Origin of the sequence: Rhizobium sp. LjRoot258, from assembly GCF_964254185.1 — a bacterium.
GTDB lineage: Bacteria > Pseudomonadota > Alphaproteobacteria > Rhizobiales > Rhizobiaceae > Rhizobium.
In genome coordinates, this window is record NZ_CAXUST020000004.1 from 210,988 (window position 1) to 226,872 (window position 15,885).

13 protein-coding genes and 5 pseudogenes are annotated in these 15,885 nt (G+C 57.1%); 13 read left to right on the forward strand and 5 right to left on the reverse strand.

All coding sequences use genetic code 11. From position 1 onward, the window contains the following. The first annotated feature begins 111 nt into the window (after positions 1–111). From ACSQ9D_RS33965 to ACSQ9D_RS34015, 11 genes and pseudogenes are all read left to right on the forward strand, one after another. Positions 112–1,041 carry a LysR family transcriptional regulator gene (locus tag ACSQ9D_RS33965; protein ID WP_436286105.1) on the forward strand — a complete coding sequence of 310 codons (930 nt, stop codon included), beginning with the start codon at positions 112–114 and terminating at the stop codon, positions 1,039–1,041. A gap of 40 nt (positions 1,042–1,081) precedes the next feature. Beyond that, entirely contained in the window at positions 1,082–1,786 is a 705-nt protein-coding gene (locus ACSQ9D_RS33970; RefSeq protein WP_436286153.1) for a peroxiredoxin-like family protein, read from the forward strand. Positions 1,787–1,832: 46 nt separating this feature from the next. Then, positions 1,833–2,518 (forward strand): annotated as a pseudogene (locus ACSQ9D_RS33975) (SDR family NAD(P)-dependent oxidoreductase); the annotation flags it as partial. Between the two features lie 403 nt (positions 2,519–2,921). Continuing rightward, positions 2,922–3,458: pseudogene (locus ACSQ9D_RS33980) on the forward strand (zinc-binding dehydrogenase); the annotation flags it as partial. A gap of 151 nt (positions 3,459–3,609) precedes the next feature. Beyond that, entirely contained in the window at positions 3,610–3,906 is a 297-nt protein-coding gene (locus ACSQ9D_RS33985) for a sigma factor-like helix-turn-helix DNA-binding protein (RefSeq protein ID WP_436286154.1), read from the forward strand. A gap of 231 nt (positions 3,907–4,137) precedes the next feature. Then, positions 4,138–4,599: a peptide-methionine (R)-S-oxide reductase MsrB gene (msrB, locus tag ACSQ9D_RS33990; RefSeq protein ID WP_436286155.1), complete on the forward strand. Its 462-nt coding sequence runs from the start codon at positions 4,138–4,140 to the stop codon at positions 4,597–4,599. Further along, positions 4,550–5,093: pseudogene (gene msrA, locus ACSQ9D_RS33995) on the forward strand (peptide-methionine (S)-S-oxide reductase MsrA). Before msrB ends, msrA begins: the two are co-directional and overlap by 50 nt. Before the next feature lie 261 nt (positions 5,094–5,354). After that, positions 5,355–6,632: an ergothioneine biosynthesis protein EgtB gene (egtB, locus tag ACSQ9D_RS34000; protein WP_436286192.1), complete on the forward strand. Its 1,278-nt coding sequence runs from the start codon at positions 5,355–5,357 to the stop codon at positions 6,630–6,632. A 47-nt stretch (positions 6,633–6,679) separates the two neighbouring features. Further along, a complete protein-coding gene (locus ACSQ9D_RS34005; RefSeq protein ID WP_436286156.1) occupies positions 6,680–6,934 on the forward strand; it encodes a DUF2171 domain-containing protein in 255 nt (84 codons plus the stop codon). 102 nt (positions 6,935–7,036) lie between these two features. Then, complete coding sequence (tal, locus tag ACSQ9D_RS34010) at positions 7,037–8,065, forward strand: transaldolase (protein ID WP_436286157.1); 1,029 nt, start codon at positions 7,037–7,039, stop codon at positions 8,063–8,065. A 95-nt stretch (positions 8,066–8,160) separates the two neighbouring features. Then, positions 8,161–8,442 carry a DUF427 domain-containing protein gene (locus ACSQ9D_RS34015; protein ID WP_436286158.1) on the forward strand — a complete coding sequence of 94 codons (282 nt, stop codon included), beginning with the start codon at positions 8,161–8,163 and terminating at the stop codon, positions 8,440–8,442. Between the two features lie 313 nt (positions 8,443–8,755). On the opposite strand, the gene ACSQ9D_RS34020 is transcribed toward ACSQ9D_RS34015, so the two are convergent. The 3 genes and pseudogenes from ACSQ9D_RS34020 to ACSQ9D_RS34030 form a co-directional block, all read right to left on the reverse strand. Continuing rightward, positions 8,756–9,685 (reverse strand): helix-turn-helix transcriptional regulator, encoded by a 930-nt coding sequence (locus ACSQ9D_RS34020; protein WP_436286159.1) that lies wholly within the window; start codon positions 9,683–9,685, stop codon positions 8,756–8,758. 354 nt (positions 9,686–10,039) lie between these two features. Further along, positions 10,040–10,522, reverse strand: a pseudogene (locus ACSQ9D_RS34025) (L-histidine N(alpha)-methyltransferase); the annotation flags it as partial. Between the two features lie 106 nt (positions 10,523–10,628). Further along, a pseudogene (locus ACSQ9D_RS34030) lies at positions 10,629–11,011 on the reverse strand (L-histidine N(alpha)-methyltransferase); the annotation flags it as partial. A 334-nt stretch (positions 11,012–11,345) separates the two neighbouring features. Here ACSQ9D_RS34030 and ACSQ9D_RS34035 point away from each other — a divergent pair. Further along, on the forward strand, positions 11,346–11,909 hold the full coding sequence (locus ACSQ9D_RS34035; protein ID WP_436286160.1) for a DUF1993 family protein: 564 nt from the start codon (positions 11,346–11,348) through the stop codon (positions 11,907–11,909). A 569-nt stretch (positions 11,910–12,478) separates the two neighbouring features. Here the strand turns inward: ACSQ9D_RS34035 and ACSQ9D_RS34040 are convergent. Both ACSQ9D_RS34040 and ACSQ9D_RS34045 read right to left on the reverse strand, forming a co-directional pair. Then, entirely contained in the window at positions 12,479–12,949 is a 471-nt protein-coding gene (locus ACSQ9D_RS34040; protein ID WP_436286161.1) for a pyridoxamine 5'-phosphate oxidase family protein, read from the reverse strand. Positions 12,950–13,186: 237 nt separating this feature from the next. Further along, a complete protein-coding gene (locus ACSQ9D_RS34045) occupies positions 13,187–13,891 on the reverse strand; it encodes a glutathione S-transferase C-terminal domain-containing protein (RefSeq protein ID WP_436286162.1) in 705 nt (234 codons plus the stop codon). 360 nt (positions 13,892–14,251) lie between these two features. Between ACSQ9D_RS34045 and ACSQ9D_RS34050 the strand changes: the two genes are divergently transcribed. Continuing rightward, a complete protein-coding gene (locus ACSQ9D_RS34050; protein ID WP_436286163.1) occupies positions 14,252–15,664 on the forward strand; it encodes a PLP-dependent aminotransferase family protein in 1,413 nt (470 codons plus the stop codon). The last annotated feature ends 221 nt before the right edge of the window (positions 15,665–15,885 follow it).

Here is a 15,885-nt window from a genome sequence, read left to right on the forward strand (position 1 = left end):
CGCGGGAACCAGTGGCAACGTAGCTTTCCGATACGGCGCCTCGGCGCCCCGCGTGAATGCTAGCCATCGCACGGATTCAGTAGTGACGGAATTTAGTTGACGGTGAACACCATGGAACTTCATCAGGTTCGGTACTTTCTAGCTGTCGCGAGCACGCTGAACTTCACGCGTGCGGCGGAGATGTGCAACGTCACGCAACCGGCATTGACCAAGGGCGTGCAAAAACTGGAGCAGGAACTTGGGGGTGAGCTCATCTACCGAGAACGTCAGCTCACCCACCTCACTGACCTGGGCAAAGCGGTGCTGCCCATGCTCGAGCGCGCGCTTGCTTCGACCGAGGCGGTTCGACGCCAAGCACGTCAGTTTCAGCAAAAGGAGATGGCCCCCTTAACGATCGGTCTCGCCCCATCCATTTCCGCCTCGCTCGTTCTTGAGCCTATCGCCGAGATTCGCAAATTCGTCCCCGGCCTGCATGTCGAGCTACGAGAAGAGCCGCAAAGCCGCCTTATCGAGCTTCTGTTAGAGGGCGAAGTGAATGTCGCCCTGGTCGGTGATCTCGACGACATGCCCGAACGGATCGACGATTGGGCGCTGTTCGAAGAGCGTTATGTCGCCGTTCTCGCGCCGTCGCATGAACTTGCGGACCGTCCTGTGATCGCAATGGATGCGCTGCGCGAAGCCAATATCCTGGATCGCTCCTACTGCGACGCGGCTCGCAAATTTCAGCATCTCTTTCCCGACGCGCCGCCGCATCACAATTATCGCAGCTGCCGCGACTTGCACCTGCAGCATCTGGCGGCCGCGGGGTTCGGAATAGTCCTGGCTCCCGAGCATATGCCCCGGCTGCCCTCCCTAAAGGCGCTTCCGATCGAGGGCGATCCGGTATGGCGGGAGGTCCGGCTTCTTGCCGTGCAGGGCCGCCGCTACTCGCCAGCGCTTGATGCCTTCGTAAAGGTTGTGCGACTGCGCGACTGGTCCCTTCACATGGGATGCCAGGCCGGCCATCACAGCCACCGCGAAGCGATCGGCATGTCCGCATGACTCCGCCTAGTGACCATTTCTTGACATGCCCGGTGTGCAGATGAGCGTCGAATTGATGTCCGACCATTTAACCAAGACCCTCAGTCAGGTGCGCAGCGAGCTGTTGGCCGGGCTCAGTGACACGGACCGGGAAGCCTACATTTATCTCGTCGATTGGCTTCGCGAGACTGATGTCGCGTCACGGGCTTTGCGGGTTGGCGACACGGCGCCTGATTTTCTGCTGCCCGATGCGCATGGACGACTTCATTCGTCCGAACACCTTCGTAGCGAAGGGCCGCTCGTGGTCAGCTTCTACCGGGGTGGATGGTGCCCATTCTGCAACTCAGAGCTTCGCGCTCTTCAGGCAGTCAAGGCCGAGTTTGATAGTCTAGGGGCGAACCTTGTTGTGGTGTCGCCCGAGACCCGCGATCTACCGAGGCAGTTGAAACAGCAGTTGAACTTGGACCTGACGATGCTGGCGGATGTCGACCATGGCGTGGCAATATCCTACGGCGTCCTATTTCGTGTTCCTGACGACACTAAGGCGCATTGCGCGGGTCAAGGCTACAACTTCGGGCACCGTCATGGATCGACCGAGTGGATGCTGCCGATGCCGGCGACTTTCGTGATTGATCAAGACGGCGTTGTCAGAAATACCTTCGTCGAGCCCGATTTTACGATCCGTCAAGAGCCATCCGACATCCTCACCAAAATTCGCCAACTTGCCGGATCTCAGACTGAGGACGCCTCCCCATCCGACGAATGAGGTGTGCCAGAGCTCCTGAAAAACCGTACTAACTAACGAGCAATCTATGAAAATCGATCTGTCGGGCAGAACCGCAGTTGTGACCGGGTCAACTAGCGGCATCGGCCTCGCCATTGCGAGGGAGCTTGCGGGAACCGGCGCCAGCGTCGTGGTCAATGGCCGATCGGAAACGGGTGTTGACACCGCGGTCGTGTCGATCATGAAGGGTTTGCCGCACGCTAAGGTGCGCGGGGTCGCCGCGGATGTGTCGACGGCAGTGGCTGTGCGAAGCTTGTTGAAGTAATGCCGAGCGTAGACATCCTGATCAACAACTCTGTTATTTTTGAGCCGAGTGATTTCTTCGACATCACCGACGAAGACTGGACGCGTTTCTTCGAGACAAACGTGATGTCGGGTGTGCGTCTCTCCCGTGCTTACATGAACGGAATGCTCCAGCGTAATTGGGGCCGTATCGTTTTCGTGTCGTCGGAACCCACGCAGAATATGCGGAGGGAAATAATTCAATACGGTACGACCAACGCGCATCTCGCTATCTCGCGGGGGCTCGCGGAATTGGTCAAAGGTACGGCCGTCACAGTCAATTCTGTGTTGCCGGGACCGACTTCGTGTGAAGGCGTCGAGTCGTTAGTGAAGGAACTCGCGAAACAGAATAGACAGCCGGAAGAGGAGGCAGGAACGCTCTTCGTCAAGCGGAGTCGTTCGACGTCGTTAGTCCAACGCTTCCCAGTCGTCTGACCTGGTCGGACGGTCGCGGTGACGCAAATCGGCCGGGGCTCCCATCGCGCCAGACCCTTTTGGGGTGTTCCAAAAAATACCAGAAATCTATTCTTGGGCTTTCGACGAGATGGGCATTTAATCCGGATCAATCGCGCGCGAAAGCGAATTGGTTCTCGGGTGCGTTGTCTATCACCGGATCGACGAAAGCTCAGACCATATCGCCGTTCCTTGCGGATCCCTTCGCTGTAACCCAAAGGGGTGCTGCTGGCGCCGGCTCGAAATCAGCACCCTCCATCTACGAATGTTCAATTTCGACGCGCGAAACGTATGTTTGCACCGTCAGTTGTTCTTTGCACGTCGGGTCGATGGCATCGCTTCCATAACCATAGGTCAGTGGACCATTGAGTTTCGTAGTCGTATTTTTTGCCTGACCGCGTGGCAGGGACTGTTCCAGCACGGCCGCCTTCAGGCGGGGCAGAGCGTCATCGCGCACGGAGCCGCCGGCGCAGTCGGCTCGATGGTGACGCAGCTCACGCGTGAGGCCGGCGCCTATGTCATCGGCACCGGACGCGCCGCCGACCGCCAGAAGGTGCTCGACTTCGGCGCGCAAGAGTTCGTCGACCTCGACAACGACGTCCTCGAAGACGTCGGCGAAGTCGATCTGGTCTTCGACGTCATTGGCGGTGACATCCAGAAGCGGTCCGCAGGCCTTGTCCGAACCGGAGGAATACTGGTGACCATCGTCGGGCCGGCCGAGGCGCGGCCGGCTGACGGCCGCGCGGTCGACTTCGTTGTCGAATCCGATCGCGCCCAACTGAATGAGATCGTTCAACGGGTCCGGGACGGGCGACTGCGGACGAACATCGGCACCGTCGCGACCCTCGACGACGCAATCGCAACCTTCAACGCGACCGAGCAACGCTCCGGAAAGACGGTCATCCGCGTTCGTCCGTGAGCATCCGGGAGCATCCGGGAGAGGGCGAGCCGTCACTGCCCATCGTGTCGGAACCGAGTGGCTGGATGGCAGGATCTCGTCAAATGCACCATTCGAGGGATTGGCCTCAGCTAGTGTGGCGCCGCGAGGTTTCAGAAAGGAGAAACGCCAGATGGCCGACGGTGTCATCCGAGACGTCCTGGAACGGTCCATAGATGAATTGCCCGATGAGCTGCGCATCGTGCTCGTGGCTTGCGTCGTCGGCGGTATGACGCCGGCGCAGTTCGCCGCGTTGTTTGCGCTCAAATCGGAGACGGTAGAGGCACGTCTGCGCCTTGCTCGAAGCTTGCTGGTTGAAACGCTCATACGCCGTTTCGGTCCCGCTTTCGGCGGTGTCTATCAGCTCGGCAATAGCCATTCCGAGCGTATTACGAACGCAATGATAGATCGACTTTTTCCGTGCCAGTGAAGGGACGCAGCATAAAAGCGCGTTGGTTCTGTCGCATCCACCGGGATGATAGTTGCTCGTGGACGGATTCAGGCTGTCAGGGTTTCCAAGAAGGTGTACCTCGCTTGAACTTTGCACATCATGCGGCCCATCGCGATGCTGCGCCGATGGCATTAATTCCATAGCCGTCGGTCATTGGACCGCCGAGTTTCGCCGTCCTATCCTTTGCCTGTCTGCAAAGGAGGGCGGAAGATGAAGACATATAACAAGAATCAAAAGGCAATGTCGCAGCTGACGGCAGAACAATATCGCGTCACGCAGCAAGATGGCACTGAGCGACCGCTTCAGAACGAATACTGGGACAACAAAGAACCAGGACTCTACGTTGATGTGGTCTCAGGCGAGCCGCTCTTTGCCTCCGTCGAGAAATACGACAGCGGCACCGGTTGGCCGAGCTTCACAAATCCGCTGGAGCCGGCGAACATTGTTGAGAAGGTCGACCGGTCTCACCGAATGACCCGCACCGAGGTTCGCTCCAAGCATGGCGACAGTTATCTCGGCCATCTGTTTCCTGACGGACCTCGGGACAAGGGAGGCCTGCGTTACTGCATGAACTCCGCATCCCTCCGCTTCATTCATCGCGATCAGCTTGAGAGCGAGGGATATGGGCCAAACTCTTCACTCAGGAGGCTTAACCATGGCAACAAAAACTGAACGCGCGGTTCTTTGCCGGGGTTGCTTCTGGGGAATGCAACAACTGATCAGGCGTCGCCCTGGCGTTCCTTCAACCAGGGTCGGCCATACGGGTGGCGATGTGCCGGATGCGACCTACCGAAATCATGGCACACACGCCGAGGCTATCGAAATAGCGTTCGATCCCGACGAGGCGACCTATCGGGACTGCTCGAATTCTTCTTCCAGATCCATGATCCAACAACACCAAACCGCCAAGGCAACGACCGCGGCATGAGCTACCGTTCAGCGATTTTCTACACCAGCGACGAGCAGCGTCGTACGGCCGAAGAAGCAATAGCCGATGTCAATGCGTCCGGCCTGTGGCCGAGGCGTGTGGTACGAAAGTCAAACCGGCGGGCGATTTCTGGGAAGCGGAACCGGAGCACCAGGATTATCTCGAGCGCATTCCAAATGGCTACACCTGCCACTTCGTTCGTCCGTATTGGAGGTTGCCGCGGCGAACTGCAGCGTGACGGCTTGCGCGAAGTGACATGTTCTATTGCATTCTAAGAAGCGCTGCATCACCGCTCCTCATTCGCCCGAGCTACGACGCACCGATCGACTCGTCGCCGTTGGAAAGTGATCGTAACCGCGTTCAATCCGCCTGATGCGGACGATCCTGGACGCTAAAAGACGGCTTTGGGATTCCTGCGATGCGAGCTTGCTTTAACGTGGTGCCGGATCGCGACGTTCAATCTTCAGTCGCCGGGGCAAAAACTCTTGAGAGGTATGCAATGAAACCTTCGCAACTCTTCCAAACGGCGCTTGAGCCAGATGACCTTCATGCCTTCTTTCTCAATGTTCGTCAGACGAGCGAAAGACTGGGTGAACCACTTTCGGACGCCGATGCGACGGTACAGTCCATGCCCGACGCGAGTCCCGCTAAATGGCACCTCGCACACACGACCTGGTTCTTCGAGGCAATGGTGCTCAAGCCATTTGTCCCGGCCTACAAAGCCTTTAACGAGGATTTCAACTTTCTCTTCAACTCGTATTACGAAACCCTAGGGGCGCGGCAGCCACGGCCGCGACGCGGGATGATCACGCGGCCCGCATTGAGCCACATTCTGGATTACCGAAAGCACGTTGACGAGGCCCTCGATATGTTCCTGCGCACGGGGCCATGTCCGCGCGCGGCGGAACTGGTCGAACTCGGCTGTCATCATGAACAGCAACATCAGGAACTCCTGCTCACCGACATCTTGCATCTCTTCGCTCAGAATTCACTTCGACCAGGTTACCGTGATACTGGGCCAGTCGCCGTGGAAACTGCCGATCTACCTCCGCTCTCGTTCACCGAGTTCGGCGAGGCGATCGTTGAGATAGGTCATGGATCCGTTGGATTCGCCTACGACAGCGAAGGTCCGCGACATCGCGCCTTGGTCGAACCCTTTCGGCTTGCTGATCGCCTTGTCACGAACGCCGAATGGGCGGATTTCATCGATGACGGCGGCTATAAGAAATCCCTGCTATGGTTGTCCGAGGGTTGGGCAAAAGTGCAGGCCGAAGGATGGTCCGGACCTCTCTACTGGGAGGAACATGACGGCCAAAACTGGACGATGACGTTGAGAGGTTTCCAACCCCTCGATCCCACTGCGCCGGTCACTCACGTAAGCTACTTTGAGGCAGACGCATTCGCGACATGGTCCGGAAAGCGCCTTCCTACGGAAGTCGAGTGGGAAAGCGCGGTTCAGGGAATGGCGATCCAGGGCAATTTCCTTGACGCAAATCGTCTTCGTCCCAAACCGGCATCACCACACGTTAGTGGTCTTCAGCAGGTGTTCGGGGATGTCTGGGAGTGGACCCGCAGCGCGTTCTTGCCGTATCCACGTTTTCGCGCGGCTGAAGGCGCTGTTGGGGAGTACAATGGCAAGTTCATGTCAGGCCAGTACGTCCTTCGCGGAGGCTCCTGCGTAACCCCTCGCGGGCATATGCGCGCGAGCTACCGAAACTTCTTCCCCGGGCATGCTCGATGGCAATTTTCGGGCCTGAGGCTCGCCGAGGACGCGTAAGGGGCCGGCGATCCAAATCGGGTTGATCAAAATCTAAAGGAGCCACAATGAGCAAACAACACATCGTCCCCACCATGGAAGTTATCGGCGCAGACGGCGTCCATGTCGGCACCGTCGACGCGATTGTCGATGGCCGCATCAAGTTAACGAAGCGCGATAGTGGTGAGGGCAGTCATAAGGGGCATGACCATTTTATCGACCTCAGCCTGGTCGCGATCGTGGAAGGCAAGCAGGTCCGCCTTTCGGCAAACGCAGCCGTAGCCGTGACCCTCGAGGAAGAGGAATCGCGCAAGTCGGTTTGACCGGGCACTCGCGAACGGCGGTTCTGGGGCCGACAAGGGGCCTGCACCATACGGGCCTTCATCCGGTGCCGTGTGGGCCGACAACGCCGAAAGGAATTGAACATGACGTCAAAACTCGACCAGTTGCGCACGATGTCAACGATCGTTGCCGATACCGGTGATCTAGAGGCCGTCGCGCGTTTCAAGCCGGTGGATTGCACCACGAACCCGACGATCGTCCTTAAGGCCATAGAAAGCGAGCCTTATAAGGAAGTCGTCCAAGAAGCGCTGTCTTGGGGACGTAAGTGTACCGGCGACCCATCGCACATTGCGGCGGCTACCGCAGACCGCTTGGCTATTTCTGTCGGGATCGAGCTCTTGCGCCGCGTGCCTGGATACGTCTCGACAGAAGTTGACGCCAACCTCTCGTTCAATGTCGCGGCCTCAACCGCCAAAGCTCGCAAAATCATAGCGGATTACGAGCATCGCGGTGTCCAGCGGGAGCGCGTGCTCATCAAACTCGCTTCGACGTGGGAAGGAATACGCGCGGCCGAGATCCTGCAACGGGAAGGCGTGATGTGCAACATGACGCTCTTGTTGAACCGCGCGCAGGCCATCGCGAGCGCTGATGCCGGGGCATTCCTGATCTCGCCGTTCGTAGGGCGTATTTATGATTGGCATAAGAAAGTTGAAGGCAGGGATTTCACGGCCGACGAAGACCCGGGTGTCAGGTCTGTCCATGACATTTACAACCATTTCAAGACCGAGGGTATTGAAACGATTGTGATGGCCGCATCATTCAGGAATATCGGCCAAATTCAGGCACTGGCCGGTTGCGACCGACTTACGATCGCGCCAAGTCTCCTGGATGACCTGGAGGCAAACAGTCACCAACTTGAGAGAACACTATCGCCCGGCATGCGTCCCGAACAACCGCTGCGTCGGCCGACGGATGCCAGTTGCCACTGGTTTGTCGGCGAGAACGCCGTCGACATCAAGCATCCGGCGCCGAGCGGGCCAATCGATGAGGTGACCTTCCGATGGATCATGAACGAAGATGCGATGGCAAGTGAAAAATTGGCAGAGGGCATTCGCATATTCGCAAGGGACCTGCAGGAACTGCGCACCCGAATTCGAAGGCAGCTCCAATAGACGGTCTCAGGCCGAGCTGTAAGCCGACGTTCGCACCAATCGATGGGTTCCAAACAGGGCCCTATCGACACTTATCGCATGGAGAGGAATGAGAAATGGCAGTCGCGACGTGGAACGGAACGGTAATAGCGGACTCGGACAAGACCGTTGTCGTCGAAGGCAACCACTACTTTCCGCCCGAATCCGTCAACAAGGAATATCTCAGGCTGAGCGCGACGACCAGCCGGTGTCCATGGAAGGGCCTCGCAAATTACTATTCCCTTATCGTCGATGGCAAAGCCAATGAAGACGCAGCTTGGTACTATGCCGATCCATCCGATGCGGCGGCGGCAATTAGAGGTTACGTCGCATTCTGGAAAGGTGTGGACGTAAGGTGAAGGGTCGATCGCTATAAGCGGTGTCTTTTTGATGAGACCCATTCGTGGGTTACATTACTTTTCCAATGCAGGCTTCGTGAGCCGTCGACGTCTAGCCTATAGCCTAGTTACTCCGTTCCGGCATAGGTGGTCGCTGGCATTACGACGCACTCTGCTTCTGGCGCGGTCAGCAGGCGAGGGGTCGCCTGCTGACTTCCGGCCATGGTAGGGCTCCTCGGCCTACAAGCGTATAAATGAACTTGATGTTTCGGACTTGGCCGGGAATTTCTGAGGCTCAATCCCGAATATCGTCAAGACAACGAACCGACGGCAGCTAATCGCACTGGGCGCTGACGACTTCGGTCTGATATGCAACCAAGGCTCGCTTCGCATCTAACCGATAGTCTGATGGGTCGGTCCCGTAGTGCTGACGAAATGTTCGAGTGAAGCTGCTGCGGCTCTGATATCCCGCCTGAAGTGCGACTTGCTCGATGGACAGGGCATTGGCGGCCAATAGGCTAGCTGCATGCCGCATGCGAAGACGTCTCAGCACGGACATCGCCGATTCACCAAACGCTGCCGTGAATCTCGCCATGAACGCCGATCGGCTCAACCCAACCGACTTGCACAGCGTTTGAACACTGAAGCCTGCCGCAGGACGTGATGCCATTTCGGCGAACGCGCGCGCTATGGGCGGGTCGCTCAAAAGCGAAAAGCCCTCGACCCAGGCATTTGACGAAGTCAGACAGCGACGAAGCAGGGTCAGCAACACGAGCTTGAACAGTGCTGACGCCATCGGTTCCCGACCGATCTCGTGCGTCGCAAGTTCAACCATCGCATAGGTGATGACCTGGTCGAGCTGATCGTACGCGTCGAAGGTTTCGACTAACGGCGAAGCGAGCGAAGCAAAGAGATCCAGTCCCGGGCCGTAGACGGCATGAAAGCGACCGCAGATAAACGAGAACGATGCCTCACCTTCGCCGATCTGGTGCCGGTTTACGGCGCCAGGCACAAAACTGGCGCCAGAACGGGAGCGGCCGAACGACGAACGGTCCGCGACGATCTCGATTGACTTGTTAGCTGGCGCCACGACAAGCATGTGCGGAACGAGCTCGATTGCTGCCTCGCCATCAACGAAGATCATGCCTGAACCGGCAAGACCGTAGTATATGGTCGGCAGATCGCCTCTTTCGATGTAGAGGCGCGCACCCGCAGTGAACAGGCACTCGGACAGTCGGGCGGACGCTACTTCCATCGTGCCCATCAGTCTATCGAGATCACCTCGTGATATTCGCCAAAGCGGTTCGCATGCCACGTCTAGAAGCCTCACGATGCGCCAGCTCAGATCATTCGACAGTCGGGGGACACCACTATCTGACACGGACGTGCTCCATACGGCGCGTCATGCTGAGGGTGTTTGCGCTCCGTTCCGACCGGTTTGCTGAGCGTCATTAACTGCCATCACCATAGATGATGACCCTTGTACAATCGCTCAGCTGTCTGGTTTGGTGTAGTCTCTTAGTCCAAATATGATAATTTCAGTCGACACATGAATTGGCAGCGAACATGCCGTTTTCGCCACCCGTATTGGATGAATAGCAATTTGACGATCGGTGGTTCAGCAGCGAGTGAGTCCGAACAGGCAGAATGATGCGTCCGCATCTTGCCAAACCTCTGCTACCCTCCATCCCCCGGAGTGAGCGAGCCGCGCGAAGCTCTCCACAGAAAATTTTCGTGAACTCTCGGTGTGGATGGTTTCCGATGTCCTAAAGAGGACCGTCTGACCACAAAGAGTAACGCGCTGATCGCATAGGCTGACCAGGTGCATCTCTATGGCCTTCTCGAATTCGTTCCAGCGCGCCACATGCTTGAATTGCTCCAGATGAAAGTCGCTGCCCAGTTCGGTGTTGATTCGCTTGAGGAGGTTGAGGTTAAACTTGGCCGTCACACCCTTGCTGTCGTCGTAGGCTCGCAAAAGCGTATCTACGTTCTTCTGAAGATCGACACCGATAATGGCGCGTCCGCCATCGCCCAGGTGACGTCCCATCTGCACAAGCAAAGTCCGCGCCTCGGTCGTGTTCAGATTCCCCATCGTCGAGCCCGGGAAAAAAACCTATCCTGCCGCCACTGGAACCATCAAAGGGAACCTCGAAGCGCGACGCGATTCTTTTCGACGTTTCCGCTAGGAAAGCGTCGGCGATATCGATCGGCACGTAGCCATGCGGGTCACGCAACCCCGCCAGCACAAGCTCCGTCTTGATGCCGGCTCCAGCACCGTACTCGATGAGAGTTCCGCCGGAGCCCACAAAATCCGCGATGTCCCCCGCCGCTCTCGCAAGATCGACGTTTCGGCTCGGGTCAGGTAATACTCATCAAGCTTGGTTATCTCTTCGAAAAGTGCAGGCCCTCGCTCGTCGTATAGCCAGCGGCTCGACAATGTCTTCACATCTGCCGACAATCCGGCGACGACATCTCGGGCAAATTCATTTTCGACAAATTCGATGCTGTTATTTACATGACGCATAGTATCGGCTTTCGGTAACGCGACGGATGACAGCTGCGATGCAGCCGAGGCAAAGAACGTCACCATAAATTCTTGTCAGGCACAGCGAGTCTACAATGCGTCTCCATTCGTCCGCGCTGACGACACGACGTGTCATCCACGTTCCATCCTAGTATAACTGTGCTTAGGCAAGGGACTTGTGTCAGCCGAAAGCTCACCGTCGCGCGCGATCCCGGTGTCGCGACGACGATAACCGTTGCCTATCGAAAGCATAGGCAAACGGAATTTCCAATTCCATCCAGCACCCTTGATATTGTTCATTTGCAATGCACACGGTGAAAGACACACCGCTGGAAATTTTGACGGCTTGCGGAAAGTTCGGCTGAAGAGGGGCTCCTATCTGCGTTGCCAAGCTCAGTGCATGGCGGTATCCGGCATGATGGAGGAAAACATGCCCTTTTCGGTATACGACGTCACTGTCCCCGTGATGCTGCACGGACTCGCGGTCATGGACGACTATCTGCTTCACGCCCAAAAGCTGGAGCGTTCCGGTTCCCTTGATCCGGGAAGCGTACTGACGTCCAGGCTGGCTCCCGACATGCTGACCTTCGGTGAACAATTCGCGGTCAACTGCAACAAGGTCGAATTGCATATGACCAAGCTTATGAATCGCAACCAGGCGACTTCGCGAAACGTCGCGATGATCTATCCCGCTCTTCAAGGACGTCTGTTAGAAACACGCAGTTTCCTGCAAGCCATCCGCCCCAAAGACCTGGCGAGCGCTGAGACACGCGTCTATCAACTGACCCCTCCGGTTGCACCGGGCTGGTTCGGCGGAGACGATTACATCCGACACGTCGTTCTGGCGGATTTCTTTTTCCATATTGCTGTGGCGCACGCGATTCTGCGGCATCATGGTGCTCCGGCAGCAAAGAAGGACTATCTTGGGCATCTCACACCCCATAGCCTAGGCGGTTTCTCCTGAAGGCCGGTACGCGCCGAGCTAAATGACTATCAATTGGTTTCGTGGTACGCCCAATTCTGGAGTCCGCGGTACTCGCATCGCGGCGACGCAGTCCCTGCCGCGGCGGGTGGAGAGCAAGCGATGTTAGCCACGGTGGATCGGCGGCTCTCGATCGACGATCGAGCTCGTCGATCCAACATGCTTCATAAAACACTCGATATCGCCTGTCGGTCGCGGACTCGAAACCGAAACGAATCTCTGAGACGGTCGCGGCGTGTGACAATCACGCGTCGATAGCGGTTTAGGTTTATTCATTGTCCGCGGGCAAGGTGCAAACCGATCACCAGCCGCAACGCCACGCGCCCTGGGCTATGAAAGAGCTCTGGAAATTCCCTTTTCCAGGGACATCAGCGATGCGATGGCGCGATCCGCGACGGCGTAACGTGTATCCTCGCCGTAGACCAGCCGCCGCGACGTCTTTCGGCACTTGCGCCTTGGACGGCGCCCGAAGTCGCCCTGACCCGCCGGTGCCAAAATTCTAGACAGCACAGGGTAGGTCGGCACAATTCATCGGTACGCGGACAATACACCTACGACCCGCTGGGTTTCATGCCGTACTTTTGAATATAGGTGTTCCTGATCTCGTCCTGACTTCGAGGAGGTTGGGCAAACACGTGGGCTGGCGACAGCAACGGGGTGATCGAAGTGGTTTCGATTTTGACGACGTGATCGACAGGATACTCTCGGCCGTTTGTTGCCTTAACCCAGTCGGCTATCATCAAGTACTCGTCATGCTCCGGCGGCAGTAGCTGCGCGCGGCCCTTGAATCGATAGCCGCGCCTCTGGAATATGTCGACCGCGTTAATTTCGACGGAGGGATTTCGCTTCAAGTTCCGTATTGTCCCGGGAGATGCGATATCAGCGAAGTAGAGGACGCCGTTCCTGACCGTCAAGGACGCCTTCGGCGAAAGATTGGGCGTTCCATCCTCGTTGATTGTCGCGACGAACGACAGCATCGCCTGCTTGATGATCGCCTCCATGTCGGCGGTAATTTCAATCATAGATATCCTCGCTGGTAAAACTCGAGCGGCTCCATGCATCGCTCGTCAGAACCCATTAGATGTTGATCCCATGTCGATGGCTTGCATCTACATGTCCAAGAATTCGAAGTCTGCGTACGTTTCGGAACCCGCACGTACAACGACGTGTTTATTCGTTCGAAATCCTCGTCATAGTTCCTTACAGCGCGTTGTGTTCTTTTGACGTTCGCGCCGTCATGCTGTCCAGTTGCAGGAATTCTAGTCACGACGCGGAACATCCATTCCTTTTTGAACTGCTGGCCGCGCGAGGAACGCTTCGAATGCGCGCATCACGTGGGAGAACTCTGATATGCGGACCAGATCGCCAGCCTCATAAAGGCCAATTAAGTTTCGAATCCACGGAAATGTTGCGATGTCGGCAATCGTGTACGCGTCGCCCATGATCCATGGACGATTAGCAAGCCGCTCGTTGAGCACATCGAGGAGGCGACGCGACTCGGCAACGTATCGATCGCGCGGGCGTTTATCCTCATACTCCCTACCGGCGAACTTATTGAAGAATCCCAGCTGACCAAACATCGGCCCAACGCCACCCATCTGAAACATAAGCCACTGGATCGTCTGATAGCGACCGACAGGATCCTGAGGAATAAACCGACCGGTTTTGTCAGCCAGGTACATAAGGATTGCACCCGATTCGAAGAGACCGAGCGGCTGACTGTCCGGGCCGACCGGGTCGATAATCGCCGGAATCTTGTTATTGGGATTCAGGGAAATAAACTCCGGCGACATCTGGTCGTTAGTGTCGAACCGCACAAGATGCGGTTCGTATGGCAGCTCTGTTTCTTCCAGCATGACTGAAACCTTGACGCCGTTCGGCGTCGGAAGTGAATACAGCTGAATGCGGGTAGGGTCTTGCGCGGGCCATCTTGCTGTGATTGGGAATGACGATAGATCGATCATGTGACACTCTCCAAGAAGTGCGGAGTGATTGCTGCGGCGTGACCGTTTCATGAAAGTGCGAACGGTGCTCCGCCGGGTTTAGGAGATTTTTCTGTACAGGCGCTTCGCGCACATCGCGACCAGGCGATTGCCCGGTGTTGACTGTCGCCCGAACCGTGCGACAAGGCCTCTACTCTGTCGAGATTCGGTCCGAGTTCCCCTGCGGCGGCGTGGCAGGTCAGACGCTCCCTATCCTTGTCGATAGGGCGGCGAAAAGAGGTCATGGCCATGCCGATTTCCTTGTTTCCTGAGCCGCGAGTGTAGGAGAATGACAACCTACTCAATAGGTACAAGAAATATCCAACCGAGTGGGACATAGGAATGAACGTACTTGATTTGAGGCCGCTCACAGATCCTGACATGCCGATTTATCTGCAGCTATACTGGCGGTTCCGAAATGCCATTGCCACCGGCAAGCTCGCGCCAGGGGACCGCGTACCGTCGATACGAAGTCTCGCTAGCGAAATGAATCTGGCTAGGGGTACTGTGGAGACGTCTTACCAAATGCTGACCAGCGAAGGGTACTTAATCGCTCGCGGTCCAGCAGGCACGGTAGTTTCTCCTTGGTGTGACGGGCGCATCGGCGCCACTCCACCAATCGAGTTGTCCGCGCTTCCGCAAGTGCATCGGGTCAGGTTATCAGAATTCCAGCCTTTGCAGTTGGGCCTGCCGGCGTTGGACGCTTTTCCCCGAAAGACCTGGGTGCGACTTGCTGGGCGAAGGTTGCGAGGGATGAACGCGGGTGACATGGTTAGTGGCGATCCGAATGGGTATGAACCTTTGCGGCGGGCGATCGCCGCCTATTTGGCCGTTTCGCGCGGCATTGCCTGCACACCTGAGCAGGTTTTCGTGACCGCCGGATACCGCGGCGCGCTGGAATTAATCCGGCATTCCTTGCTTCAGACCGGAGATACCGGGTGGTTCGAAGATCCGGGCTATTTGCACTCCCGGCGGTTTCTGGAACATGTCGGTATGCTGTTGACTCCGGTGCCTGTCGACGAAAACGGCATAGACGTTGAGGCGGGCCAGCGACTAGCCGGCAATGCCCGGTTTGCCGTCATTACTCCGACACATCAGAGTCCGACGGGCGTAGCTCTTTCACTACCGCGACGATTGGCTTTGCTGGACTGGGCCCAGGCTCACCGCGCCTGGATCATCGAGGACGATTATGACAGCGAGTTCAGGTACCACGGCCGGCCTTTACCCCCTCTCAAGAGCCTCGATCATAGCGGGCGTGTACTCTACGCTGGCACATTCAGTAAGGTACTATATCCCGGATTGCGCCTAGCCTATTTGGTGGTTCCAGAAAAGGAGATCGGTAGATTCCGGAACACTATTGTGCAGTTAGGTGGTAGCCCACTTTTCTTTCAGGCCGCGGTCGCAGATTTTATGGAACAGGGGCACTTTGCGCGTCATATCAAAAAAATGCGCTCACTGTATGCAACGAGGCGGGAATACCTAATCCGGGCTCTGACTCAGGTATTTGATGAAACAATGCAAGTGCCTGACCGGGCAGGCGGCATCCATGTGCTCGCGTACTTGAAATCAAAGCTCAGCGACGCGGCGTTGGCGGCTGCGGCTAACGCTGATGGCCTCGCCGTCATGGCCTTGAGTGAATGGGACACCCGCAGTCGATCACCGGCCGGCTTGCTGATGGGGTTCGCCAATATCGCTACTCCTACACAAGCCTTGGACCAGGTCCGGCATTTGCGTAAGATCCAGAAGAGTCTTTGATGAATTCGCTGACGACCTGACCCCGAGTGCAACAATGGTCTCGAGGCTGGTTGCCCACGTACGGAACAGGCATGCCGCCGGTCGAAGAAGCTGGCGCACTTCCGCTCAGATCAGGGACGCCATTCGGCGCCACCGCATCCCTTCGCTTGTCAAAGAGCCTTACGAGAAATGAGGCCTGTAATAGTGGCCCGACAGCCGTTGCAGCCGACGGGCCAACGATG